Origin of the sequence: Paraburkholderia sp. J8-2, from assembly GCF_905220195.1 — a bacterium.
In the GTDB taxonomy this organism is placed as follows: Bacteria; Pseudomonadota; Gammaproteobacteria; order Burkholderiales; family Burkholderiaceae; genus Paraburkholderia.
On sequence record NZ_CAJMZA010000004.1, the window covers coordinates 146491 to 170714 of the forward strand.

General features: G+C 66.2%; 20 protein-coding genes. 10 read left to right on the forward strand and 10 right to left on the reverse strand.

Annotated elements, in window-relative coordinates; translation table 11 throughout:
• Positions 1-17 precede the first annotated feature (17 nt).
• Complete coding sequence (gene smc / locus U5A52_RS11950; protein WP_321934992.1) at positions 18-3536, reverse strand: chromosome segregation protein SMC; 3519 nt, start codon at positions 3534-3536, stop codon at positions 18-20.
• Between the two features lie 169 nt (positions 3537-3705).
• The gene (locus U5A52_RS11955; protein ID WP_321934870.1) at positions 3706-4797 is read right to left on the reverse strand and encodes a DMT family transporter; all 1092 of its coding nucleotides are present in this window, start codon (positions 4795-4797) and stop codon (positions 3706-3708) included.
• 316 nt (positions 4798-5113) lie between these two features.
• Here U5A52_RS11955 and dapC point away from each other — a divergent pair, with 316 nt between their 5' ends.
• The 6 genes from dapC (at position 5114) to cls (ending at position 11437) form a co-directional block, all read left to right on the forward strand.
• On the forward strand, positions 5114-6337 hold the full coding sequence (gene dapC, locus U5A52_RS11960) for a succinyldiaminopimelate transaminase (protein WP_415773799.1): 1224 nt from the start codon (positions 5114-5116) through the stop codon (positions 6335-6337).
• Positions 6338-6416: 79 nt separating this feature from the next.
• Complete coding sequence (gene dapD / locus U5A52_RS11965; RefSeq protein ID WP_028204072.1) at positions 6417-7244, forward strand: 2,3,4,5-tetrahydropyridine-2,6-dicarboxylate N-succinyltransferase; 828 nt, start codon at positions 6417-6419, stop codon at positions 7242-7244.
• Complete coding sequence (locus U5A52_RS11970) at positions 7244-7609, forward strand: ArsC family reductase (RefSeq protein WP_028204073.1); 366 nt, start codon at positions 7244-7246, stop codon at positions 7607-7609. The genes dapD and U5A52_RS11970 overlap by 1 nt, the downstream gene beginning before the upstream one ends.
• 125 nt (positions 7610-7734) lie before the next feature.
• Positions 7735-8874 carry a succinyl-diaminopimelate desuccinylase gene (dapE, locus tag U5A52_RS11975; protein WP_321908815.1) on the forward strand — a complete coding sequence of 380 codons (1140 nt, stop codon included), beginning with the start codon at positions 7735-7737 and terminating at the stop codon, positions 8872-8874.
• 32 nt (positions 8875-8906) lie between these two features.
• Positions 8907-9803 (forward strand): 50S ribosomal protein L3 N(5)-glutamine methyltransferase, encoded by an 897-nt coding sequence (prmB, locus tag U5A52_RS11980; protein ID WP_321934871.1) that lies wholly within the window; start codon positions 8907-8909, stop codon positions 9801-9803.
• 191 nt (positions 9804-9994) lie between these two features.
• Entirely contained in the window at positions 9995-11437 is a 1443-nt protein-coding gene (gene cls, locus U5A52_RS11985) for a cardiolipin synthase (protein WP_321908820.1), read from the forward strand.
• 26 nt (positions 11438-11463) lie between these two features.
• Here cls and U5A52_RS11990 read toward each other — a convergent pair whose 3' ends face one another.
• The gene (locus U5A52_RS11990) at positions 11464-11946 is read right to left on the reverse strand and encodes a glutathione peroxidase (RefSeq protein WP_321908822.1); all 483 of its coding nucleotides are present in this window, start codon (positions 11944-11946) and stop codon (positions 11464-11466) included.
• 150 nt (positions 11947-12096) lie between these two features.
• Here U5A52_RS11990 and U5A52_RS11995 point away from each other — a divergent pair, with 150 nt between their 5' ends.
• Positions 12097-14046, forward strand: a complete 1950-nt coding sequence (locus U5A52_RS11995; RefSeq protein WP_321934872.1) for an ATP-binding cassette domain-containing protein — start codon at positions 12097-12099, stop codon at positions 14044-14046.
• Positions 14047-14150: 104 nt separating this feature from the next.
• The gene (locus U5A52_RS12000; protein ID WP_321908826.1) at positions 14151-15371 is read left to right on the forward strand and encodes a CaiB/BaiF CoA-transferase family protein; all 1221 of its coding nucleotides are present in this window, start codon (positions 14151-14153) and stop codon (positions 15369-15371) included.
• A gap of 72 nt (positions 15372-15443) precedes the next feature.
• Here the strand turns inward: U5A52_RS12000 and U5A52_RS12005 are convergent, their stop codons facing one another.
• The 3 genes from U5A52_RS12005 to alr form a co-directional block, all read right to left on the reverse strand.
• A complete protein-coding gene (locus tag U5A52_RS12005; protein WP_042265827.1) occupies positions 15444-15707 on the reverse strand; it encodes a DUF2866 domain-containing protein in 264 nt (87 codons plus the stop codon).
• Between the two features lie 141 nt (positions 15708-15848).
• Positions 15849-17225: a DNA repair protein RadA gene (gene radA / locus U5A52_RS12010; protein ID WP_321909199.1), complete on the reverse strand. Its 1377-nt coding sequence runs from the start codon at positions 17223-17225 to the stop codon at positions 15849-15851.
• 16 nt (positions 17226-17241) lie between these two features.
• The gene (gene alr, locus U5A52_RS12015) at positions 17242-18312 is read right to left on the reverse strand and encodes an alanine racemase (RefSeq protein WP_321908828.1); all 1071 of its coding nucleotides are present in this window, start codon (positions 18310-18312) and stop codon (positions 17242-17244) included.
• A gap of 220 nt (positions 18313-18532) precedes the next feature.
• Between alr and lplT the strand changes: the two genes are divergently transcribed.
• A complete protein-coding gene (lplT, locus tag U5A52_RS12020) occupies positions 18533-19843 on the forward strand; it encodes a lysophospholipid transporter LplT (protein ID WP_321908830.1) in 1311 nt (436 codons plus the stop codon).
• A gap of 106 nt (positions 19844-19949) precedes the next feature.
• Positions 19950-20756, forward strand: coding sequence for a bifunctional hydroxymethylpyrimidine kinase/phosphomethylpyrimidine kinase (gene thiD / locus U5A52_RS12025; protein ID WP_321934873.1), 807 nt, complete (start codon positions 19950-19952; stop codon positions 20754-20756).
• 31 nt (positions 20757-20787) lie between these two features.
• On the opposite strand, the gene U5A52_RS12030 is transcribed toward thiD, so the two are convergent.
• The 4 genes from U5A52_RS12030 to tsaB all read right to left on the reverse strand — a co-directional run bounded on the left by U5A52_RS12030 (position 20788) and on the right by tsaB (position 24161).
• On the reverse strand, positions 20788-21780 hold the full coding sequence (locus U5A52_RS12030) for a DUF1853 family protein (protein ID WP_321934994.1): 993 nt from the start codon (positions 21778-21780) through the stop codon (positions 20788-20790).
• Between the two features lie 83 nt (positions 21781-21863).
• Positions 21864-22841: a uracil-DNA glycosylase gene (locus U5A52_RS12035; RefSeq protein WP_321908832.1), complete on the reverse strand. Its 978-nt coding sequence runs from the start codon at positions 22839-22841 to the stop codon at positions 21864-21866.
• Positions 22828-23322 carry a ribosomal protein S18-alanine N-acetyltransferase gene (gene rimI, locus U5A52_RS12040; RefSeq protein WP_321908834.1) on the reverse strand — a complete coding sequence of 165 codons (495 nt, stop codon included), beginning with the start codon at positions 23320-23322 and terminating at the stop codon, positions 22828-22830. The genes U5A52_RS12035 and rimI overlap by 14 nt, the downstream gene beginning before the upstream one ends.
• Positions 23319-24161: a tRNA (adenosine(37)-N6)-threonylcarbamoyltransferase complex dimerization subunit type 1 TsaB gene (tsaB, locus tag U5A52_RS12045; protein ID WP_415773845.1), complete on the reverse strand. Its 843-nt coding sequence runs from the start codon at positions 24159-24161 to the stop codon at positions 23319-23321. Before tsaB ends, rimI begins: the two co-directional genes overlap by 4 nt.
• Positions 24162-24224: the final 63 nt, after the last annotated feature.

Consider the following 24224-nt stretch of genomic DNA (forward strand, 5'->3'; position numbering starts at 1 on the left):
TAGACCGTGTAAATCGATTAGACCGTATTCTGGGCGAAACCCGCCGCTGTTTCCATGTCGACCGCGACGATGCGCGACACGCCCTGCTCCTGCATCGTCACGCCAATAAGCTGCTGCGCCATCTCCATGGCAATCTTGTTGTGCGAAATGAACAGGAACTGTGTTTTGTCCGACATCGCGCGAACGAGGTTCGCAAAACGTTCGGTGTTCGCGTCGTCGAGCGGCGCGTCCACTTCGTCGAGCAGACAGAAAGGCGCCGGGTTGAGCTGGAACATCGCGAACACGAGGGCCGTGGCCGTGAGCGCCTTCTCGCCGCCCGAAAGCAGGTGAATCGTCGAATTCTTCTTGCCGGGCGGCTGCGCCATCACCTGTACGCCCGCGTCGAGAATCTCGTCGCCGGTCATGATGAGCTTCGCCTGGCCGCCACCGAAGAGGCGCGGGAACAATTCGCCGAAATGACGGTTCACTTCGTCGAAGGTGCCTTGCAGCAGCGTGCGCGTTTCCTGGTCGATCTTGCGGATCGCGTCCTCGAGCGTCTCGATCGCGCTCGTGAGGTCGGCCGACTGGGCGTCGAGGAAAGTTTTGCGCTCCTTGGCCGCGGCCAGCTCGTCGAGCGCCGCCATATTGACCGGCCCGAGCGCGGCAATCGCATTGTTGATGCGTGTGACTTCGCCTTGCAGGTACGACGGCTTCATGTCGGCCGTGAGCTTTTCCTGCAGCGCGGCCTCGTCTACGCCAGCCGCCTGAAGCTGCTCGACAAACTGCTCGCCATTGAGGCGGGCCGCCTGTTCCTTCAACTGAAGCTCGGTGATACGGTCGCGCAGCGGCTGCAGCGCGCGCTCCGCCGCGAGACGCGTTTCGTCGGCGGCGCGCAGCTTTGCGGTCAAGTCGTCGAGTTCGGCGCGCGCAGCGCGCAGCGTGTCTTCCTTCTGCGCACGAATTTCCAGCGCATCCTGCAGGCCCGTGTGTGCGGTCTGCTCGTTGATCGTTTCCAGCTCGGCGCGCGCGTCTTCGAGCGAAGCGGCCACGCGTTCGCTCTGATCGTGCGCGACCTGGATGTTGCGCCTGAGCTCTTCGATGCGGTTCGCCATGTTGCGCGCCGCAAAGCGCGCGTCCGCTGCCGCGCGTTCGAGATCGCGCGCCTCGTTGCGCGCCGCGCCGAGTTCCTCGTCGAGCGCTTCGAACGCGAGCTGGTTGTCCTCGAAACGGGCTTGCAGTTCGGCGAGTTCGACGTCGTGGCGTTCGAAGTTCGCTTCCGACTCCGCCCGCAGCGCGCGCTGCTCTTCGATCTGCGTGCGAATCTCGTCCAGCTCTTCGCGGATCTGCGTGCTGCGCGCCGTGTAGCGCTCATGCGCCTGCGTGAGCTTGAGCACATCCATCTGCAGGGCGTGCACGCGCTGGGTCGCACGTTCGGCCTGCTGGCGCACTTCCGTGAGCACCTGCGCGGCTTGCGTGTGCGCGGCTTCCGCGCGCACGACAGCGGTGCGTGCCTCATCGGCGAGCAATGCTTGAGCGCGCACCTGGCGATCGAGATTCTCGATCTCCTGCTGACGCGCGAGCATGCCGGCCTGCTCGGTGTCGGCGGCGTACAGTTGCACGCCCACGCGCGTCACCACGTGACCGGCCTTTACGACGAACGCGCCGCTAGCCGGCAGTTGCGCGCGCTGACCAAGCGCCTCGGCGAGATCGTTGGCAACGTAAGTCGAGCCGAGCCATTCGGTGAGCACGGCACGCAGGCCCGCGTCGTCGATACGCACGAGCGAAAGCAACGGCGTGAGGCCCGCAGGCGCGGCGCTTGCCGGCCCCGCGGCAGGCGGCGAATAGAACGCGAGCTTCGCGGGCGGCGCGTCGCTCGCGAATGCCTTCACCCAGTCGAGGTTCGACACTTCGAGCGCGGCGAGCCGCTCGCGCAGCACGGCTTCGAGCGCCGTTTCCCAGCCCGCTTCCACGTGCAGCTTCTTCCACAGCCGCGGCAACGCGCCCAGTTCGTGACGCTCGAGCCACGGCTGGATCTTGCCCTCCGTCTGTACGTTTTCCTGCAACTGCTTGAGTGCGGCCAGACGCGCTTCGAACTGGTGGATCTGCGCGTTTTCAGCCTGCACGCGCTCGTGCGCGGCGCGGCGCTCCGCGTCGAGGCGCGGCACCGTTTCCTGCGCATCCGCAAGACGCGCTTGCGCTTCGTGCAGCACTTCTTCCTGCTCGGCCAATTGCATGCGCAGCTCTTCGAGCTGGGCTTCGTCCGGCGCGTCGAGCCCGCCTTCCTCCGACTTCAGCCGCTCATGGCGTTGCTGAAGCTGCTGAAGCATCTGGTCGGCGTTGCGCTGGTGCGCGGCTTCGAGCTTGATGGCCTGCTCGGTGCGCGCGATGCCCGCGCGCTCGTCGTTCAGTTGCGCCTGGGCGTCGCGCCAGCGGTTTTCGAGCGCGGGCAAGGCTTCCTGCTTTGCCGCTGCGTCTTCCTCCGCGAGCGCCGCCTTTTCCTCGGCGATCGCCAGTTGCTCTTCGGCGTCTTCGATATCGTCCTGCGCCTTCTGCGCCTGGACTTGCCATTGCTCGCGCTGCGCGGTGAGCGCGGCGATCTGCGCCTGCACGCGGTTGCGCGACTCGACGATGAACTTGATCTCGGCTTCGAGACGGCTCACCTCGGCGTTCGCTTCATAGAGCGAGCCCTGTGCGCCCTGCATGGCGTCGCTTGCGGAGTAGTGCGCCACGCGCAGTGTTTCGAGCTGCGCTTCCACTTCGCGCAGCTGCGCGGTATGCCGCTCGAGGTCGATCTGCGCCTGCTCGATCGCGCGCTGCTGGCGTTGCTGCTCGCCCGCCGCCTCGTTCTTGCGCAAGAGCCACAGAAGGCGCTGCTTTTCCTCGCCCTCGGACTGCAGCTCGCGGAATTTCGTGGCGACGACTGCCTGACCCTCGAGCTTTTCGAGGTTGTTGGACAGTTCGCGCACGATGTCCTCGACACGCGTGAGGTTTTCACGCGTGTCGTGCAGACGGTTTTCGGTCTCGCGGCGGCGTTCCTTGTACTTCGAAACACCCGCGGCCTCTTCGAGGAACACGCGCAGCTCTTCGGGCTTCGCCTCGATGATCCGCGCAATCATGCCCTGCCCGATGATCGCGTAGGCGCGCGGGCCGAGGCCCGTGCCGAGGAAGATGTCCTGGATATCGCGCCGGCGCGCCGGCAGGTTGTTGATGTAGTAGCTCGATGTGCCGTCACGCGTGAGCACGCGCTTCACGGCAATCTCGGCATACTGGCCCCACTGCCCGGCGGCGCGGCCGTCCGCGTTGTCGAACACCAGTTCGACGCTCGCGCGGCTGCCCGGCTTGCGCGCGGTGGAACCGTTGAAGATGACGTCCTGCATCGACTCGCCACGCAGCTCGGACGCCCGGGATTCACCCAGCACCCAGCGCACCGCGTCGATGATGTTGGATTTCCCGCAGCCATTCGGCCCGACCACTCCGACGAGTTGGCCCGGAACCTGGAAATGCGTGGGATCGACGAATGATTTGAAGCCAGCGAGTTTAATCGAGGTCAGACGCACGGCGATATCGCTGTTTGAATAGTGGTGAACGGGACCGCCCGTGCCGTACGTCGCTTGCCGCCGCGAATCCGGTATCGATCGCACGGCGGCGCAGTGCGCACAAGGCAGGCGCCACGGCTCGCCGCACGAACGCGCATGCGCGCGAGCGGTCGGCGGGAATCAGCGGCAATCATACCATCGCACGCGCGCCATTCCGCGCGCGGGAAGGCCCTGGACCCGAGCCGCCGCCTGGGTTGCCATCGCCGTTGCCATCGTCGCCGCCGGGGCCGTTACCGTCGGCGACGTCCGCGTCATCGGTGCGGCTTGCGTCGGCATGGGTCATGACGCTCGCGTCGGCGCTCACGTGTGCGCCGCGCTTGCGCGCGTCCTGCGCGCGGTGCACCCAGCTCGACAGCAAGGAAGCGAGCACGATACACGCGCCGCCCGCCCATTCGCGCGGGCCCGGCGTCTCGCCCGCGAAGAGCCACGACGTGAGCGCCGTGACGACGATCTCGAACAGCATGATGATCGACGCGCGGTTAGCCGGCACGCGGGCAAGCCCGTACTGAACCAGCATGTTGTTGGTGCCGAGCACGATGCCGAGCGCGAGCACCAGCAGCACGACGCGCGCGAGATGCTCGCCAGCCGGAGCGGCCGACATCGGCTCGAAGCACGAAGTCAGCGCGCCGAACAGCGCCGCGCCCGCGAAGATCACGGCGGTGCGCATCTCCGGCTTCATATGCGGCAGCACGCGGCTCGTCTTCACCACGAGCACATTGCTCATCGCGAAGCCCATGCCGCCGATCAAACCCGCCCATTCGGCGGCGTTGGCGGGCAGCGGCACGCCGAGTTTCGGCGACCAGAGCATCAGGATCGCACCCAGCAGCGAAAGCGTCGCGAGCGCGCCTCCCGCCCAGTTCAGGCGTTCGTGCAGGATGAAGTGCGCGAAGATCGCCGTCCACGCCGGGGTCAGATAAAAGAGCAGCAGCACGCGCATCACTTCGCCGTGAATCGCGCCCCACACGAAACCCACATTGGTCACGCCCGCAGCAAGCCCGAGCATCGGCAGGACCCAGTGCCAGCGCACGGTCGCGAGCGAGCGCCAGCGCAGCACCAGCACGAAGAGGCAGCCGGCTGCGCTCGTCGCGGCGCTCGATGCCGTGCCGGTGAGCCCGGCGGCCGCCAGCATGCGCAGCGGATACCAGACGAAACCCCATACGGACGCGCCAATCATGATGGCGAGCGTCGGCCATGCGGCGCGCAAGCTGGTGCTCTGGCTCATTGCTCGCGTTTCCCTTGGCCCGGCCGCGCGTTCACAGCGCTGGCGCCGCTGTTCGGAACGTGATTCGAAAATTCCATGCTTTTCCTTTGTCTCGTCGTCCGGCGAGCACCGGCTGCGCCAGGGCGGGTTCCGGCTGGCGCCCGCAGCAGCAACGACGCCACGCTATAATCGAGCGCTTGCAGTTCCAAGGCCGCGCCTCTGTGTTTTTCGCCGAGCCAAGCCGAGCGCAGCGCAACTGGCTCGCCGGCCCGCACCGGCCGCTCCCATCCTGCGCGCCACGCCATCCGTCTTTCGCCCACGCCTGTCCGACGCCCAAGTGAATCCGCTACTCGACACCCTTCAGTCCTATCCCTTCGAAAAGCTGCGCGTACTCTTCAAGGACGTCACGCCGAAAGCCGGCCTGCGCCATATCAGCTTCGGGATCGGCGAGCCGAAACACCCCACGCCTGCGCTGATCCGCGACGCCATCGTGGCATCGCTCGATGGCCTCTCGTCGTACCCAGCCACGGCGGGCACCCCGGCGCTGCGCGAGTCGATTGCGAACTGGGTGAAGGCGCGCTACGGACTGCCGGCCATCGACGCGAACACGGAAATCCTGCCCGTTTCGGGCTCGCGCGAGGCGCTTTTCGCACTGGCGCAGGCCGTGGTCGACCCGACAGCGGGCGTGAAAGATCCGGCAAAGCGGGCGATCGTACTCTGCCCGAACCCTTTCTACCAGATCTACGAAGGCGCCGCGCTGCTGGGCGGCGGCGAGCCGTACTTCGTGAACAGCGATCCGGCCCGCAACTTCGCCTGCGACTATTCGCAGGTTCCTGAAGAAGTCTGGGCGCGCACGCAGCTGCTGTACGTGTGCTCGCCGGGCAACCCCACGGGCGCCGTGATCACGCTCGACGACTGGCGCGAGTTGTTCGCGCTCTCCGACCGCTATGGCTTCGTCATCGCCTCGGACGAGTGTTACTCGGAAATCTATTTCGACGAAGCGAATCCGCCGCTCGGCGGTCTCGAAGCGGCGCACAAGCTGGGCCGCGGCTTCGAGCGTCTCGTCATGCTGTCGAGCCTTTCCAAGCGCTCGAACGCGCCCGGCATGCGCTCGGGCTTCGTGGCCGGGGACGCCGCCATCCTCAAGCAGTTCCTGCTGTACCGCACCTACCACGGCTCGGCCATGTCGCCGGTCTGGCAGTCCGCCAGCATCGCGGCCTGGGGCGACGAGGCGCACGTGCGCGAAAACCGCGCGAAATACCTGAAGAAGTTCTCGACCGTCACGCCCATGCTCGCCGACGTGCTCGACGTGAAATTGCCCGACGCCGCGTTCTACCTCTGGGCCAACGTCGCGCGCACCGGCCTCTCGGACACCGCGTTCGCCCAGCGTCTCTACGCCGACTATAATGTGACGGTTCTGCCCGGCTCGTTCCTCGCGCGCGAGGCGCATGGCACGAATCCGGGTAAAGACTTCGTCCGCATGGCGCTCGTCGCCGACGTCGAGGAGTGCATCGAGGGCGCGCAGCGCATCGTCGAGTTCTGCCGCTCGCTCAAACCGTAAAGCTTTTGCCTGCGCGCCGGGGTCCTGCCTCGCTGCGCGCAACACCGCTTTCAACCATTACTCTCACGAAATCACCACCATGTCGCAACAACTTCAGCAGATCATCGACACCGCCTGGGAAAACCGCGCCGACTTTTCGCCCAAGTCGGCCCCGAACGACGTGCGCGAAGCCGTCGCCCACGTCATCGCCGAACTGGACAAAGGCGCGCTGCGCTGCGCCGAGAAGAAGGACGGCGACTGGGTCGTCAACCAGTGGGTGAAGAAGGCCGTGCTGCTGTCGTTCCGCCTGGAAGACAACGCGCCGATGCCCGCGGGCGGCTACAGCCAGTTCTACGACAAGGTGCCCTCGAAGTTCGCCAACTACACGGCCGAAGACTTCGCCGCGGGCGGCTTCCGCGTGGTGCCGCCGGCTATCGCGCGCCGCGGCTCGTTCATCGCGAAGAACGTCGTGCTGATGCCGTCGTACACCAACATCGGCGCGTACGTCGATGAAGGCACGATGGTCGACACGTGGGCGACGGTCGGTTCGTGCGCGCAGATCGGCAAGAACGTGCACCTCTCGGGCGGCGTGGGCATCGGCGGCGTGCTGGAGCCGCTGCAGGCCAATCCGGTCATCATCGAAGACAACTGCTTCATCGGCGCGCGCTCGGAAGTCGTGGAAGGCGTGATCGTCGAAGAGAACTCGGTCATCTCGATGGGCGTGTACCTCGGCCAGTCGACCAAGATTTACGACCGCGAAACCGGCGAAGTCTCGTATGGCCGTATTCCGGCGGGCTCGGTCGTGGTCGCGGGCAACCTGCCCTCGAAGGACGGCTCGCACAGCCTGTACTGCGCCGTGATCGTCAAGAAGGTCGACGCGAAGACGCGCGCCAAGGTCGGCCTGAACGAGCTGCTGCGAGGCGACTGATGGCGAAGTCCGCCAAAACCGTTGTCTACGGCATTCCGAACTGCGACACCGTGAAGAAGGCCCGCGTATGGCTCGAAGAGCACGGCGTCGAGTTCGAGTTTCACGACTTCAAGAAGGCGGGCGTTTCGAACGCACTCGTCCAGGACTGGCTCAAGGACGTGTCGCTCGATCAGCTCATCAACAAGCGCGGCACGACGTGGCGCGGCCTGTCGGACGTGCACAAGGCCGAAGCCGACACGACCGCCGGCGCGATTGCGCTGATGATCCACAAGCCGTCGATCATCAAGCGGCCCGTAGTCGTGGTGAACGGCCGCGTGAAGACGCTTGGCTTTTCCGCCGACCAGTATGCGGAGCTGTTCGCCTGAGCGCCGCATGAGACCGGTGCGCCCGATCTGCTCCATGGAAGATCGAGCGCATACGGTCATGACAAGTTGTTGCCGGCCCCTGCTCCGTCAGCTGTGCCGGCATTTTTATTGAAAGTGGTCTTTTTATGTCCGCCACCCTCGCCCTTACCGAAGCCCTGATCGCGCGCGCGTCCGTCACGCCCGACGACCAGCACTGCCAGCGCATCATGACCGAACGCCTTGGCGCGCTCGGCTTCGCGTGCGAAACGATCGAATCCAACGGCGTGACGAACCTGTGGGCCGTCAAGCGCGGCACCGCGGGCGCGCAAGGCCCGCTGCTTGCCTTCGCGGGCCATACCGACGTCGTGCCGACCGGCCCCATCGAACAATGGAGTTCGCCGCCGTTCCAGCCGTCGCACCGCGACGGCGTGCTCTACGGCCGTGGCGCCGCCGACATGAAGACCTCGCTTGCGGCCTTCGTGGTGGCAAGCGAAGAGTTCGTGGCGGCGCATCCGCAACATCGTGGCGCGATCGCCTTCCTCATCACGAGCGACGAGGAAGGCCCGGCGACCGACGGCACCGTGAAGGTCGTCGAGGCGCTGCAGGCGCGCGGCGAGAAGATGGATTACTGCATCGTCGGTGAGCCGACCTCGACCAACACGCTCGGTGACTGCGTGAAGAACGGCCGCCGCGGCTCGATGTCGGGCAAGCTCGTCGTGAAGGGCGTGCAGGGGCATATTGCCTATCCGCATCTCGCGAAAAACCCGGTGCATCTGCTGGCTCCCGCGCTTGCCGAACTCGTCGCTGAAAAGTGGGACGACGGCAACGAATACTTCCCGCCCACCACGTGGCAGGTCTCGAACATGCACAGCGGCACCGGCGCGAGCAACGTGATCCCGGGCCATGCCGACGTGATGTTCAACTTCCGCTTCTCGACCGCCAGCACCGTGGAAGGCCTGCAAAAGCGCGTGCACGCCATCCTCGACAAGCACGGCCTCGAATACGACCTGCACTGGAGCGTGAGCGGCCTGCCCTTCCTTACGCCGCGCGGCGCGCTCTCGAGCGCACTCGAAAAAGCGATCCACGACGAAACCGGCGTCACCACCGAACTCTCGACCACGGGCGGCACGTCCGACGGCCGCTTCATCGCGCGCATGTGCGAGCAGGTGGTCGAATTCGGGCCGCCCAACGCCAGCATCCACAAGATCGATGAGCACATCGAAGTGAAATTCATCGATCCGCTCAAGAACATCTATCGCCGCGTGCTCGAACAGCTGATCGCCTGACGGCCAACCGAACACGCTCCGGAGTCCAGAACATGACCCATCCGCTAGCCGCTACTTTTGCCACTGTGCGCGACCTGCTGCGCTACGGCGTCTCGCGCTTTTCGGCCGCACAGCTCGCCTTCGGCCACGGCTCGAACAACGCCTACGACGAAGCGGCGTACCTGATCCTGCACACGCTGCATTTGCCGCTCGACCTGCTCGACCCGTTTCTCGACGCGCGCCTCACGCCCGAGGAAATCGACAAGGTGCTCGGCGTGATCGAGCGCCGCGCGACCGAGCGCGTGCCCGCCGCCTACATCACGCAGGAAGCGTGGATGCACGGCCTGCGCTTCTACGTGGACGAGCGCGTCATCGTGCCGCGCTCGTTCATCGGCGAGCTGCTCGCAGACGGCCTGCAGCCCTACGTGGAAGATCCCGAGCAGGTCACCGCGGTGCTGGAACTGTGCACCGGCTCGGCCAGCCTCGCGATTCTCGCGGCGCACGCGTTCCCGAACGCCGATATCGACGCCGTCGACCTCTCCGCGCCCGCGCTCGAAGTGGCCAGGCGCAATGTGCACGAACACGATCTCGACGAACGCATCGCCCTCTTCGAAGGCGACCTGTACGCACCGCTGCCCGAGCGCCGCTACGACGTGATCATCACGAACCCGCCGTACGTGAACGCCGATTCGATGCAGGCGCTGCCGCCCGAGTACCGCCACGAGCCGGAAATGGCGCTTGCGGGCGGCGCGGACGGCATGGACATCGTGCGCCGCATCATCAAGGACGCACGCAACTGGCTCACCGACGACGGCGTGCTGGTGGTCGAAATCGGCAACGAGCGCGAGCACGTGGAAGCGGCGTTCGGCGGCCTCGAGCTCGTCTGGCTCTCGACGAGCGCCGGCGACGATCAGGTTTTCCTGATCCAGGCCTGTGACTTGCCGGTCTGAGGATCTTAGGGTCTAACGGTCTGAGCGCAATGCGCGAACACGACGCGGCGCCTGTGCGCCGCGTCTCGCTGTGTGCAGGACTGGGCCGATAGCCGTCGTCGCAACGGGTTCGGTAAGATTGAGCCCTCCGGCCGTGCGCTTCCCGGCGCGGGCCGGCCCTGCGTTCGGCTGAAGGAGCGTCCCACGCATCTATGCGATTCGACTGGTTACACCTCGGCACGCTGCTCGCGATCATCCATCTGTTTGGGCTGATCGCGGCGTGCCACGCAATCCTCAACACGCGCACCTCGCAGGGCGCGATCGCCTGGGCCGTCTCGCTCGCGACGATGCCCTACCTCACGCTCGTCCCGTATCTCTTTCTCGGCCGCAGCAAGTTCGCGGGCTATGCCGACGCACGGCGCCTGCGCAACGAAACGTTGCGCTCACGCGCTCCCGCGCCCGACTGGGACAAGCTAGTCTCCGCGGGCGAATGGCCAGCCGACGAACTGGGCGTGCGCGTGATCCGCACGTTCGCGCGCCTCGGCGGCATGCCGCTCGTGCCGGGCAATGCCGTGCGCACACTCGTGAATGGTGATGCGACCTTCTCCGCCATCTTCGATGCCATCGAACGCGCCCGGCACTACGTGATCGTGCAATTCTTCATCGTGCGCGCCGACGCGCTCGGCGACATGCTCAAGGACGTGCTGCTCGACTGCGCGAAACGCGGCGTGCGCGCGTACTTGCTGTATGACAGCATCGGCTCGTTCGACCTGCCCGCCAGCTACGTGCACGAGTTGCAGGACGGCGGCGTGGAAGTGCACCCGTTCTCCACGAAACGCCACTTCGTCAACCGCTTCCAGCTCAACTTCCGTAACCACCGCAAGATCGTCGTGGTGGACGGCCAGCACGCGTTCGTGGGCGGCCACAACGTGGGCATCGAATACCTCGGCGCGAATGCACGCCTCTCACCCTGGCGCGATACACATATCGAACTGCGCGGACCAGCGGTCGCCAACGTGCAGTTCGCCTTCACCGAAGACTGGTACTGGGCCACCCAGCAACTCCCCGGCTGCGAACCGCCCCCCGTTGTGCCGCGCGACGGCGACGACATGTACTGCCTCGTCCTGCCCACGGGTCCGGCCGACCGCCAGGAGACCTGCTCGCTCTTTTTCGTCGAGGCGATCAATGCCGCGAAAAAACGCCTGTGGATCACCACGCCCTACCTCGTGCCCGACGAAGCCGTGTTCTCGGCGCTGCGCCTCGCGGCGCTGCGCGGCGTGGACGTGCGCATCATGATCCCGAGCCGGCGCGACCATTACGTGGTGTTCGAAGCGTCCATGCTGTACGCCTTCGATGCGGTGCGCGCAGGCATCCGCATCTTCCGCTACAAGCCGGGCTTCCTGCACCAGAAGGTTGTGCTGATCGATGACGTGGCCGCGGCCATCGGCAGCGCGAATCTCGACAACCGGTCGTTTCGCCTGAACTTCGAGATCATGGTGCTGACGGTGCATCGCGGCTTCGCGGCCGAAGTCGAAGCGATGCTGCTGCGCGACTTCGAAGAGACGTTCGAGATCGACCGCAGCGAGTACCGCGACGCGCCGGCGTGGCGCAAGATCACGATGCACCTCGCGCGGCTCTTCGCGCCGATTCTATAACGCGCGCCTTTGCCGCCAGCCGCCGCTCAGAGCTGCTTTTCGATGTCCGCTGCAATGGCCTCGGGCTTCGTCATGGGCGCGTAGCGCTTCACCACGCTGCCGCTACGGTCGACCAGAAATTTCGTGAAGTTCCACTTGATGCCTTCGAGCCCGAGGAGCCCCGGTGCCTCGCCCGTGAGCCAGCGATACAGCGGGTGCGCGTTCGCCCCGTTCACGTCGATCTTCTCGAACATCGGAAACGTGACGCCGTAGTTCTTCTCACAGAAGCTGCCGATCTGCGCGGCGTCGCCGGGCTCCTGCTTGCCGAACTGGTTGCATGGAAAGCCGAGCACCGCGAGCCCGCGCGCGGTGTACTGGTCGTGGAGCTTTTGCAGGCCCGCGTACTGCGGCGTGAACCCGCACTCGCTCGCGGTGTTGACGATCAGGAGCACCTTGCCCGTATAGCGCTCGAGGCTCACCGGCTCGCCGCCGCCGAGCGGTTGCGCCGAAAACGAATAGATCGAAGTCATCTCTGGCTCTCCCGTGGAAAAGCGCCAGTCTACGTGAGAAAGCGTGGAATTAGCACTCGACCAAACGGCTAGCCGTTCGGCCAATGCCGGCCGGAGCCCCACACAGTCTAAAATAGCGCTTTCCTTCGTTTTCTTCCCGCCGGCGCCGTCGTGATCCGCTTCAACCAATTCAGTCTTGCCCGCGGCACCAAGCCGCTTTTCGAACAGACCTCGTTCACGCTGAACCCCGGCGAAAAGGTCGGTCTCATCGGCGCGAACGGCGCGGGCAAATCGACCCTGTTCGCCGTGCTGCGCGGCGAACTGCACGCGGACGCCGGCGACTTCTCGCTGCCGCCGTCCTGGCGCATCGCGCACGTCGCGCAGGAAACCCCGGCGGTGGACCGCACCGCGCTCGACTACGCGCTCGACGGCGACGCCGCACTGCGCGAAATCGAGGCCCGCATCGCCGCTGCGTCGGCCGCACACGACGGCGCGGCCGAAGCCGATGCGCACGGCGCGTTCGCCGACGCCGACGGCTACACGGCCCCCGCGCGCGCCGAAGCGCTGCTGCTCGGCCTCGGTTTCACGCTCGAGCAAACGCGCCAGCCCGTGGCGAGCTTCTCGGGCGGCTGGCGCATGCGCCTGAACCTCGCGCAGGCGCTCATGTGCCGCTCCGACCTGCTGCTGCTCGACGAACCCACGAACCACCTGGACCTGGACGCGATCGTCTGGCTCGAAGACTGGCTGCACCGCTATCCCGGCACGCTCGTCGTGATTTCGCACGACCGCGAATTCCTCGATTCGATCTGCAATGTCACGCTGCACCTGGAAAACCAGCAGATCAAGCGTTACGGCGGCAATTACTCGCAGTTCGAGATCTTGCGCGCGCAACAACTGGCGCTCCAGCAAAGCGCGTACGAAAAGCAGCAGCGCACCGTCGCGCATCTGCAAAGCTTCATCGACCGCTTCAAGGCCAAGGCCACCAAGGCGCGCCAGGCGCAAAGCCGCGTGAAGGCACTGGAAAAGATGGAGCTGATCGCGCCCGCGCATGCAAGCTCGCCGTTCACATTCGAGTTCCGCACGCCCGACTCCGCACCCAACCCCATGCTCGTGATGGAGGACGTGCGCTGTGGCTACCGGGCCGAGGACGGCGGCGAAACGCCCATCGTCGAACGCGTCACGCTCTCGATCCAGAACGGCCAGCGCATCGGCCTGCTCGGCGCGAACGGCCAGGGCAAGTCCACGCTGATCAAGACGCTCGCCGGCACGCTCGCCGCGCTTAGCGGCGAACTGCGCACCGGCAAGGGCCTGCAGATCGGCTACTTCGCGCAACATCAGCTCGAAACGCTGCGCCCCGACGACTCGCCGCTCCAGCATCTCGCGCGCCTCGCGCCCGACACGCGCGAGCAGGAACTGCGCGACTTCCTCGGCGGCTTCAACTTCCCCGGCGAGATGGCCACGGCTCCCATCGCGCCATTCTCGGGCGGCGAGAAGGCGCGCCTCGCGCTCGCGCTCATCATCTGGCAAAAGCCCAACCTGCTGCTGCTCGACGAGCCGACCAACCACCTCGACCTCGAAACGCGCCACGCGCTCACCATGGCGCTCGCCCAGTTCGAAGGCACGCTGATCCTCGTGTCGCACGACCGGCATCTGCTGCGCGCGACGACCGATCAATTCATGCTGGTGGCGAAGCATCGTCTGCAACCGTTCGACGGCGACCTCGACGACTACCGCGACTGGCTGCTCCAGCATGCGGCCGAGCAACGTGCGGCGCTCAAGGAAGCCGCTTCTGGCACGGCGGATGCGGCAAACGGCGCCAATAGCGCCGACAACGTCAATCGCAAGGAACAGCGGCGCCAGGAAGCGGAGCAGCGCCAGAAGGTTGCGCACCTGAAGAAGCCGTTACAGGCGAAAATCGGCAAGATCGAAAAGGAAATGGATGCGCTCAACGGCGAAAAGAGCACGCTCGACGCGTTCGTCGTCGACCCGGCGAGCTACGAGCCGGAGCAGAAGAGCCGCCTGACCGAAGCGATTCGCCGCCAGGCCGAGGTTGCCTCGCGCCTCGAAACGCTCGAAGCCGCATGGCTCGACGCGCACGAGGAACTCGAGCAGATCGGCTAGTGCAGCTTATAGTGGCCACTGTGGTTGCCACTGAGGTCGTCACTGCACCACCATCGCGCCGCTAGCCGCGCTTTTCGCCAAGAATCTTCGCCAGGGAGCCACGAGTGTCGTCACCCGCCGCATTGCAGGGCCTTCGCGTACTGGATCTGACCCGTCTTCTGCCCGGGCCCGTGGCCACCTTGCGGCTCGCAGAAATGGGCGCCGACGTCCTGAAAATCGAACCGCCTGGCGCGGGCGACGCGGCGCGCGTGATGATGCAAAGCGCAGTGGACGAAGTGGCCGCACGCCCTGGTGCGTTCTATCGCCTCGTCAATCGCGGCAAGCGCGAAACCCGCGTCGATCTGAAGACCGAGAGCGGCCGGTCGGTGTTGTTCGCGCTCGCCCGCGACGCCGACGTGTTGGTCGAAAGTTTCCGGCCCGGCGTGATGGACCGCCTCGGCGTAGGCTACGAGACATTGCGCAAGGTCAATCCGAAGCTCGTCTACTGCGCGATCACGGGCTATGGCACGACCGGCCCGTTCGCCGGCCATCCGGGCCATGACATCAACTATGTGGCCTATTCTGGCGTGCTCGACCAACTGGCTTCGCGCGACGGCACGCCGGTGCTGCCCAATTTCCAGATCGCCGACTTGCTCGGCGGCGCGCTCAGCGCGGTCACGCAGATTCTCGCAGCGCTCTGGCATGTGGCGCGTGGCGGCGAGGGCCGTTTCGTCGACGTTTCGATGGCGCACGCGAGCTATGCGCACAATGTGGTCGCCCAGGTCGCGTTGGCCAACGACGACGCCGCGGCGCTGCAGCCTGGCGGCGGCCTGCTCAACGGCGGCGTGCCCTGCTACAACCTCTATCGCACGCAAGACGGCCGGTGGCTCGCCGTCGGCGCGCTCGAACTGAAATTCTGGCAGACGCTGTGCCAGGCCATTGGCCGCGACGACTGGGCCGAGCGCCACTGGAGCCTCGGTCAGGCGATCGGCGGTGCGGACGCCGCCGCGCTCACGCGGGAGCTGGCGGCCATCATCGAGTCGGAGTCGCTGCAGACATGGATCGATCGTCTGGAGGCGATCGACACCTGTGTTTCGCCGGTCCTCACACCTGGCGAGGCTTCGCGCCATCCCCTATTCAATGCCGAAGTCCTGCAAGCCATGATGGACGAGATGTCCGCCCGGCAAGCGCAGCAGACCGCGCCCGGTATGCAGGCGGCAGCTTTTCAGCCAGCCGGCCAGCCGCAAGGCGCGCACTCCGTCCAGTCAGCCCAGCCGGTCCACGGCGCCGAAACGTCGGGCGCACCTGGCGGGAAAAAACCCTTCTCCTACGGTCCGTGGGGCTAGTTCACGCGGCGCACGCCGCGCCGAGCGTCAGCACAAAGCAAAATGGGCGCCTTGCAGCGCCCATTTTTTCGTTTAGCGTCGCGGCAGCGTTTGCCGCGGCGAGCGCTCGTCGTCGTACATCACGTACTTGCGGCCCTCAACGTGGTGCGCAATGGTGCTGCGCACCTCAGCCGCCGTCACGTCTTCCGCCACGACGCGGCGCGAAATGCGCCCGTCGCCATCGATCCACTCGACGATCCGGCAGGTGCTGCCCCAAGGCTGCATGAGCGGCTCGGATACCCGGCAGCCGCGCACGACGATCGAACGACCGCCGAAGGACGTATCAGTCTGTTTCAAGTCGCTATCCTTTCCGCTCGACACGGGTTGAACATCGCGCCAAGGATAGGGAAATCGCAGTCTGAAATGGTTACAGCCGGAACCAGGGTTGTTACTAATCATTACGCGACAGTACACGGCTTCCGCACCCGCGCGCCACGCTCATTCCAGCTCGCGTACCCGGTCGATTGCTTCCTCGAGACGCTCCACGGCAATCACCTGTAAACCTTCGATTGGCTGTTTCGGTGCATTGGCGCGGGGAATCAGCGCGCATGAAAAACCGAGCTTCGCAGCCTCCTTCAGACGATCCTGGCCGCGCGGCGAGGGTCGGATCTCGCCCGCCAGACCGACTTCGCCAAAAACGATCAGACCCTTGGGCAACGCCTTGTTACGCATCGAAGAGTGGATGGCGAGCAGCACGGCGAGATCCGCGGCCGGCTCCGTTATTTTCACGCCGCCCACCGCATTGAGGAAAACGTCCTGATCGAAGCACGCAATGCCGGCATGGCGATGCAGCACCGCCAGCAGCATCGCCAGCCGGTTTTGTTCGAGGCCGACGGCCAGACGCCGCGGATTCGGCACGTGCGCTGTGTCGACGAGCGCCTGCACCTCGACGAGCAGCGGCCGGGACCCTTCCTGGGTCACGAGCACGCATGAGCCCGGCACGCTCTGCTCGTGCTGCGAGAGAAAGAGCGCCGAGGGATTCGCCACACCGCGCAAGCCTTTCTCGGTCATTGCGAACACACCCAGTTCGTTGACCGCGCCGAAGCGGTTCTTGAATGCGCGCACGAGACGGAACGACGAATGCGTGTCGCCTTCGAAATACAGCACGGTGTCGACGATATGCTCGAGCACGCGCGGCCCAGCGAGATTGCCCTCCTTCGTCACGTGGCCGACCATGATGATCGCCGTGCCCGACTGCTTCGCGATACGGGTGAGCTGCGCCGCGCACTCGCGCACCTGCGCGACGGAGCCCGGCGCGGAAGTCAGCGCTTCGGAATAGATCGTCTGGATCGAGTCGATGACCGCGACATCGGGCCTCTCGGCCTCGATCGTCGCCTGGATCTTTTCGAGCTGAATCTCGGCGAGCAGTTGCAGTTCGCTCGCCATGGAGCCGGGATCGAGCAGCGCCAGTCGTTGCGCGCGCAACGCGATCTGCGCAGCCGACTCTTCGCCGCTCACATAGAGCGCGCGACGCTCCGCCGCGATCTGCGCGAGTGACTGCAACAACAGCGTCGACTTGCCGATGCCCGGATCGCCGCCGATCAGCACCACGCCACCCGCGACGAGACCGCCGCCCAGCACGCGGTCGAACTCGCCCACGCCGGTCGTGAAGCGCGGCACGTCGGACGCCTCGATATCGGCGAGACGCCGCACCGGCGCGCTCTTCGCGAGCGACTGAAAGCGGTGGCTGCTCGCCGATTCGGCAACGCCTTCCACCAGCGTGTTCCACGCGCCGCACGCGGGGCACTGGCCTTGCCACTTGGGCGCCTGGCCGCCGCATTCGGTACATGTATACAGTGTCTTGACCTTCGCCATGCTCTTTGCCATGGCGTTATTCGGCCCGCACCGGTACGCGCGGTGCAACGGCGCACATCAGCTCGTAGCCGATCGTGCCACAGGCTTTCGCGACGTCGTCGATCGGCAGGTTGTTGCCCCACAGTTCCACACGGGCGCCTACGCCCGCGGTGTGCACGGGCGTGAGATCGACGGTGAGCATGTCCATGGAGACGCGGCCCACGACATGCGTGAGCACGCCGTCGACGATCACTGGCGTGCCTTCGGGCGCGACGCGCGGATAGCCGTCCGCATAACCGCACGCCACCACGCCGATGCGCATAGGCTTGCGCGCCGTGAAAATCGACCCGTAGCCGACGGTCTGCCCTTCGGCGACGTGCTGCGTGGCGATGAGTTCGGACGCGAGCGTCATGGCCGGCTGCAGGCCCGTGCCTTCGAGCGCCGAGGAGAAGCCCGAAGGCGAAGCGCCATAAAGAATGATGCCGGGGCGCACCCAGTCGAAGTGCGTCGAGGGATGCCAGAGCGTGGCGGCCGAATTGGCGAGGCTGCGTGTACCCGCAATGCCTTGCGCGCCGCGCTCGAACGCGGCCATCTGCTCGCTCACGCCGCGCGGCGTGTCGGCGTCGGCGAAGTGCGTCATCAGCGTGATCTGGCCGATGCCGGCACAGGCACGCGCGCGCTCCCACGCGGCGCGGTACTTCTCGGGCGTATAGCCGAGCCGGTTCATGCCGCTATTCATCTTGAGCTGAACGTTGACCGGCTTCGAGAGACGCGCCATTTCGAGCATGCGCATCTGCTCGTCGCTGTGCACGACGGTCGTGAGGCTGTAGCGGTCGATCACATCGATGTCGGTCGGCCGGAAAAAGCCTTCGAGCAGGAGGATCGGACCTGCCCAGCCGAGCTCGCGCAGCTTGACGGCTTCCTCGAGGTCGAGCAGGCCGAAACCGTCGGTTGCGCGCAGACCGGGGAATGCGCGCGCAAGCCCGTGCCCGTAGGCGTTGGCCTTCACCACGGCCCAGATTTTCGACTTTGGCGCGTACTTGCGGACGACGGCGAGGTTATTGGCGAGAGCGGCGGTGTGAATCGTTGCTGAGAGGGGGCGCGGCATGGGAGATTTTTTCGCAAAGACGCTTTCGAATCAGGAGCTTACAGGGTGTTTTCAGCGCCCCGCAGGCCCGCCTGACGGGCGCTCAAGGATTGTGCTAGTCCGAATACGCCTATTTTCGTGATATAAAGCCCTGCGCACAACCCATTTCGAACGTAATAAGCCCGGATGCCTCCCACCCGTCCGGGGCGGACGGACCGCAGCGAGGAAAGCATCGCATCAGATGAAAAAAGGCTTTTACACCATCATGGCCGCGCAGTTTTTTTCGTCGTTGGCCGACAATGCGCTCCTGATCGCTGCGATTGCACTGCTGAAAGATCTCCACGCCCCGAACTGGATGACGCCGCTGCTCAAGCTGTTCTTCGTCCTCTCCTACGTCGTTCTTGCCGCCTTCGTCGGCGCCTTCGCAGATTCCCGCCCCAAGGGCCGCGTGATGTTCATCACGAACACGATCAAGGTCGTCGGCTGCGCCATGATGCTGGCGGGCACGCATCCTTTGATCGCCTATGGTGTAGTGGGTTTCGGCGCGGCGGCGTATTCGCCCGCCAAGTACGGCATCTTGACCGAGTTGCTGCCGCCTGAGCGCCTCGTCGCCGCCAATGGCTGGATCGAGGGCACGACAGTCGGCTCGATCATTCTCGGCACCGTGCTCGGCGGCGCGTTGATCAGCCCCCACATCGCCTCGCATGTGCTGCGCCATACGCCCGCCGCGATCAGCACGCCGGCCGAGGCCGCGATGGTCGTGATCATGGTGATCTACGTGATCGCCGCCCTCTTCAATCTGCGTATTCCCGACACCGGCGCGCGCTATCCGCGCCAGCAGCACGGTGTCATCCGCCTCATCACCGATTTCGCCGACTGCTTCAACATCCTCTGGCGCGACAAGCTCGGCCAGATCTCGCTCGCGGTCACGACGCTCTTCTGGGGCGCAGGCGCGACGCTGCAATTCATCGTCCTCAAGTGGGCCGAAGTCTCGCTCGGCATGTCGCTCTCCGAAGGCGCGGTGCTGCAGGCCGTGGTGGCCGTGGGCGTGGCGGCCGGCGCCATGATCGCGGCCGCGCGCATACCGCTCAAGAAGTCGCTCTCGGTGCTGCCGGTCGGCATCATCATGGGGCTTGCCGTCATGCTCATGGCGTTCTACACGCGCCATCTCTTTCCGCCGCATTGGGGCCTGCATGTCGGCCATTTGCGCGTTCCCGGCTACCTGATTTTCGCGTACATCTTCCTCATGATCGTGGGCGGCCTCTCGGGCTTCTTCGTCGTGCCGATGAACGCGCTGCTCCAGCATCGCGGCCACGTGCTGCTCTCCGCCGGCCACTCCATCGCCGTGCAGAACTTCAACGAGAATCTTTCGGTGCTCGTGATGCTGTGCCTCTATGCCGTGCTCGTGTGGCTCGACGTGCCGGTGACCATCGTGATCGTGCTGTTCGGCACGTTCGTCTGCCTGATGATGTGGCTCGTGATGCGCCGCCACCAGGCGAATCAGCGCTCGTTCGACTCGGTCGCCCTGATCGGCGAAAATCACAGGCATTGATGGGCGTGCGTGGTCCGACGTAATCGGGCCGCCGCCTCCGCCGAACCGAATTTTCCCTGCGCACGCGCGGCGACACGCCGCGCGCGACGCGCATCATGACGCTGCCATGACTTCATCGATTTCCAACGTTCTCACGATCGCCGGCTCCGACTCGGGCGGCGGCGCGGGCATTCAGGCCGACCTCAAGGCGTTCTCCGCGCTCGGCGCGTACGGCGCGAGCGTCGTTACGGCGCTCACCGCGCAGAACACGCGCGGCGTCACCGCGATCCACGCGCCCGACGCGGGGTTCGTCACCGCGCAGCTCGACGCCGTGTTCGACGACATCCGCATTGATGCCGTGAAGATCGGCATGCTCGCCAATGCCGACATCGTGCGCGCCGTCGCCGATGCGCTGCGGCGGTACAAGCCAGCGCGTGTCGTGCTCGACACCGTCATGATCTCGAAGAGCAATCACGCGCTGCTCGCGCCCGAAGCGGTCGCCGCGCTGCGCGAGGTGCTTCTGCCACTGGCTGGCGTCGTCACGCCGAATCTGCCGGAAGCCGCTGCGCTGCTCGGTGTGGCGCCTGCCGCCGACGAAGCCGCGATGGTCGAGCAAGGCGAAGCGCTGCGCGCGCTAGGTGCGCAGGCGGTGCTGATGAAAGGCGGCCATCTGGGCAGTGCGGACAGCCCCGACTGGCTCATCGAAGCCGCTGGCACGCTGCGTCTTGCCGGACCACGCGTGCCGGTCACGAATACGCACGGCACCGGCTGTACGCTCTCTTCCGCGATTGCCGCACTCTGGCCGCAGCGCGGCGCGCTCGCACCGGCCGTTGGGGAAGCCAAGCAGTATTTGACGGCGGCGCTAGAGGCCAGCGAGCGGCTCGACGTCGGTCATGGCGTCGGGCCGGTGCATCACTTCTGGCGCTGGTGGTAAGCGCGCTTTCACGCGCTTGTTGACCGGCAGCTCACTGACGCGAAAATGCCGCGGCGCGCGCGGGCCAATCGTCGGGAACGATGAAACCGCGCGACATTTCGCGGTAGCCGCCCGCGCCGTCGGTCGCGAATGCCGCAACCAGGACCGGGTCATCCGGCCGGGCTAGCGCGGTGACCAACGCGTTGGGGTCGATGGGCGACGCTGTGCTTGCGGTTGCTTGCGCTGCGCCCGGCGCGGCCGCCAGCCTGCGTGGCGCGAGCCACGCGAGCCTCGGCAACACGCTCCAGCCGTCGGCCGCCTGTTGCCGCGCGAACGCCGGCCAATCCGAACGCGTGACCCACCAGCCGCGCCCATGATCTGCGGCCAGCTCGGGAGCGTCCTCCACGCGTGACGGCGCCGCTTCTCCCGCCCGGTAAAAAAGCCAGCCCTTCACGAACATCTGTGCAAGCCACTGGCCTTCGTAACCAAGCGAGGCGAATTCTTCGCGTGCGCTCATACGCAGCTGATGGTCGCGCAGATGCGTCAGCTTCAGATCGAAGCGATCGCGCAAGTTCGGTCCGACGAATTCGGCAAGCGATGCGCGTGCGGCATCGCCGGGTCCTGCGTGCAGGTAACACTTCACCGCCAGTTCCCAATGCAGGCGCGCACCCGCACGCGTCTGCACAAGGAAATCGCACTCGCCGAGCGTGATGCCTGCACGCCGCAACGGCACATTTTGCGCGACGAGTTGGGCCGCAGGTCCATTCGCGAGAAACCATCCCAGCAAATTTTCGGCATAGCGTCCAAGGCGATGCGTCGGCGCGGCCATGAGCGCTTCGTGCAGATGCGCCGGGTCGCGATCGAGTTGCGCGAGCCAGTCGCACGTGGCGCGAGCTTCGTGCGCATTGGCGCACCATTGCGCAAGCGGTGCGAGCGGTGGTTGCGCACGCAACAGATCGGGGCTGAAGAGCAGCCACGCGAGATCGCGCACAGCTGGATCGGCGAGGCGATCGATTAGCGCCTGGTCCGCGCAAGCGCCGGGCATGCGCTGCGACCCGGCATCGTCTCGCGGCCCGCCTTCGCCCGGGGCACTGCTCGCACCGGATAAGTCGTCGGGCCGCGCAGCGTTCATTGCTCGCCGCCGGAGGCCGCTCGCCAGGTGTCGCGCGCGAGGCAAAGGTCGGTCCAGGCCTTCGCCTTGTCGTGCAGGCTGCGCAGCAGATACGCGGGGTGATAGGTGACGATGACGGGCACGCCCTCGTACTCGTGAACGCGTCCGCGCAGCGACGCAATGCTGCCGTCGGTCTTGAGCAAGCTCTGCGCGGCGAAACGCCCGAGCGCGACGATGATCTTCGGCTTCACGAGCGCCACCTGACGCTGCAGATACGGCTCGCAGCGCGCGACCTCGTCGGGCTCCGGATTGCGGTTGCCAGGCGGGCGGCACTTGATCACGTTCGCGATATAGACGTTCTCGCCGCGCGCGAGCGAGAGCGCACGCAGCATGTTGTCGAGCAGCTTGCCCGCCTGACCGACAAAGGGCTCGCCCTGACGGTCCTCGTTCTCGCCGGGCGCCTCGCCGATCAACATCCAGTCGGCCTTGCGATCGCCCACGCCGAACACGGTGTTGGTGCGTTTCTCGCACAGACGGCAGCGGGTGCACGAGGCGACGCGCTCGGCGAGCGCGTCCCAGTCGAGCGTCGCGACGTCGTTGCGGGGTGCGCCGCTCGTTTGCGCAGGCTCGGCCTCGTGCGGCAGAACCGGCTGGGCCACCGAGTCGAACCACGCGAAATCTTCGTCCGTGAGCGGCGGCGGTTCATCGGATGAATGCGGCGCGGGCTGCGAGGGCGCGGCGGCGCGCGCAACGGATTGGGGTGGCTGGGGGGCGGTCGGTTGTGCTTCGGCGGGCTGCACCGCGGCGGCCGGACGCGCCGCTTGCAACACTGGCGCTTCGATTTCGACTTCGACTTCGGCGCGCGTCACCGCGGGCGACGGTGCGACGGCCGCGTCATCAGGAGACGCTTCGAGCGACGCGCCACCCTGCGCTCCCTTACGCACCCAGCGTGGCGCGAGCCCAAGCTCCTCCAGCGCGATTTCATCGAGCGGCATCCGCGCCCTCCCCTGCAAAAGAAAAACGCATCACGAGTGCGTCCTCGCGGCTGTGGTGCTTCGCCGGATAGTAGTTCTTGCGACGGCCGATCGTGACGAAGCCGAATTGTTCGTACAGCCGGATTGCCCGATGATTCGAAGGCCGGACTTCGAGCAGCAGGCCTTCGAGACCTTGTGAGCGCGCAATGCGCACCGCCTCGCGCAGCATCGCGAGCCCGGCGCCAGCACCCTGCGCCTGAGGCGCGACGCAAAGATTCAGCAGATGCATCTCGTCGACCACGGGCATCAGCACGCAATAGCCGACCAGCATGCCAGTGACATGACGCATGCACAGACCGTAATAGCCATTGCGCAGCGAGTCTTCGAAATTGCCGCGCGACCACGGAAACTCGTACGCCGAGCGCTCGACGATCGCGACTTCGTCCAGGTCGCTTTCGGTCATCGGCGACAAATAGCGGTCGGTCATGAGCACGCCGCTCATTGCGCGCCCTCGCCGCCCACGCCACCTTCCCCCGCTCCGCCCGCACCACGTTGCGCCGCGGCCTTCGCGGCGAGGCGTTCGGCCGTGGTTTGCGCGACCTTGTTGCGCACGTATTCAGGCGCGGCCTGGTCTGCGGGTTGCGTGCGGCCCGCGCGATACGCACGCAACGCCGCGTGCGCCAGCGGCAACGCGTGCGGCAGCGCCTCGGCGTCGATCGTGCGCGCGGCGGCAGCGGCTGTCAGGCGCGCGCCGAACGCGGCGGCGGCGTTGCCCGCCAGCGTGAACGGCGCGTCGGGCGCGGCGATGTGCTCCGGCGAATCGAGCGACGCCGGCTGCAACGTGCGCCAGTCGCCAACCGCGGCGTCCCATTCGAAATCGGCCCAGTAGGCTTCGTCCATGCGCGCGTCGAGCGCGGCCAGCACGCGGGTCGCGGCGCAATCGCGCAGCCGTGCGCTCTCCGCACAGACGAGCAACGTGCCCACCGGCACCACCGGGATATCGAGACCGAACGCGAGCCCTTGCGCCACGCCCGTCGCCGTGCGCAACCCCGTGAAGGAGCCCGGACCCGCGCCGAACGCAATCGCGTCGCAGTCGGCGAGCGTGAGGCCGGCTTCGTCGAACAATTCAGCGATGGCGGGCAGCAGCCGCGTGCTGGAGACGGCGCCCGTGGCTTCGTGGCGCACCCAGACGCTGACTTCCGACAGCGATCCGGAGGCGGTCTCGCCGCCGGTGGAGGGGGAACGATCTGCGCCGCCGGGGGCGACGCGAAGCAGCGCGACCGAGCAATATTCGGTCGAAGTATCGAGGGCAAGCAGCACGGTTTCGGTCATGAGCGCTATTGTAATGCCCCGCCCCCCGCGCGGGCCCCCGGCTCTCGCCATCTGGCGGTTGCGCGGGCGCCC

What these genes read in the sequence shown, in the direction of transcription:
- U5A52_RS11955 (WP_321934870.1), bottom strand. Translation starts at nt 4,797, where the DNA reads ATGAGCCAGAGCACCAGCTTGCGCGCCGCATGGCCGACGCTCGCCATC.
- dapD (WP_028204072.1), top strand. Translation starts at nt 6,417, where the DNA reads ATGTCGCAACAACTTCAGCAGATCATCGACACCGCCTGGGAAAACCGC.
- U5A52_RS11970 (WP_028204073.1), top strand. Translation starts at nt 7,244, where the DNA reads ATGGCGAAGTCCGCCAAAACCGTTGTCTACGGCATTCCGAACTGCGAC.
- dapE (WP_321908815.1), top strand. Translation starts at nt 7,735, where the DNA reads ATGTCCGCCACCCTCGCCCTTACCGAAGCCCTGATCGCGCGCGCGTCC.
- prmB (WP_321934871.1), top strand. Translation starts at nt 8,907, where the DNA reads ATGACCCATCCGCTAGCCGCTACTTTTGCCACTGTGCGCGACCTGCTG.
- cls (WP_321908820.1), top strand. Translation starts at nt 9,995, where the DNA reads ATGCGATTCGACTGGTTACACCTCGGCACGCTGCTCGCGATCATCCAT.
- U5A52_RS11990 (WP_321908822.1), bottom strand. Translation starts at nt 11,946, where the DNA reads ATGACTTCGATCTATTCGTTTTCGGCGCAACCGCTCGGCGGCGGCGAG.
- radA (WP_321909199.1), bottom strand. Translation starts at nt 17,225, where the DNA reads ATGGCGAAGGTCAAGACACTGTATACATGTACCGAATGCGGCGGCCAG.
- alr (WP_321908828.1), bottom strand. Translation starts at nt 18,312, where the DNA reads ATGCCGCGCCCCCTCTCAGCAACGATTCACACCGCCGCTCTCGCCAAT.
- lplT (WP_321908830.1), top strand. Translation starts at nt 18,533, where the DNA reads ATGAAAAAAGGCTTTTACACCATCATGGCCGCGCAGTTTTTTTCGTCG.
- thiD (WP_321934873.1), top strand. Translation starts at nt 19,950, where the DNA reads ATGACTTCATCGATTTCCAACGTTCTCACGATCGCCGGCTCCGACTCG.
- U5A52_RS12030 (WP_321934994.1), bottom strand. Translation starts at nt 21,780, where the DNA reads ATGCCCGGCGCTTGCGCGGACCAGGCGCTAATCGATCGCCTCGCCGAT.
- U5A52_RS12035 (WP_321908832.1), bottom strand. Translation starts at nt 22,841, where the DNA reads ATGCCGCTCGATGAAATCGCGCTGGAGGAGCTTGGGCTCGCGCCACGC.
- rimI (WP_321908834.1), bottom strand. Translation starts at nt 23,322, where the DNA reads ATGAGCGGCGTGCTCATGACCGACCGCTATTTGTCGCCGATGACCGAA.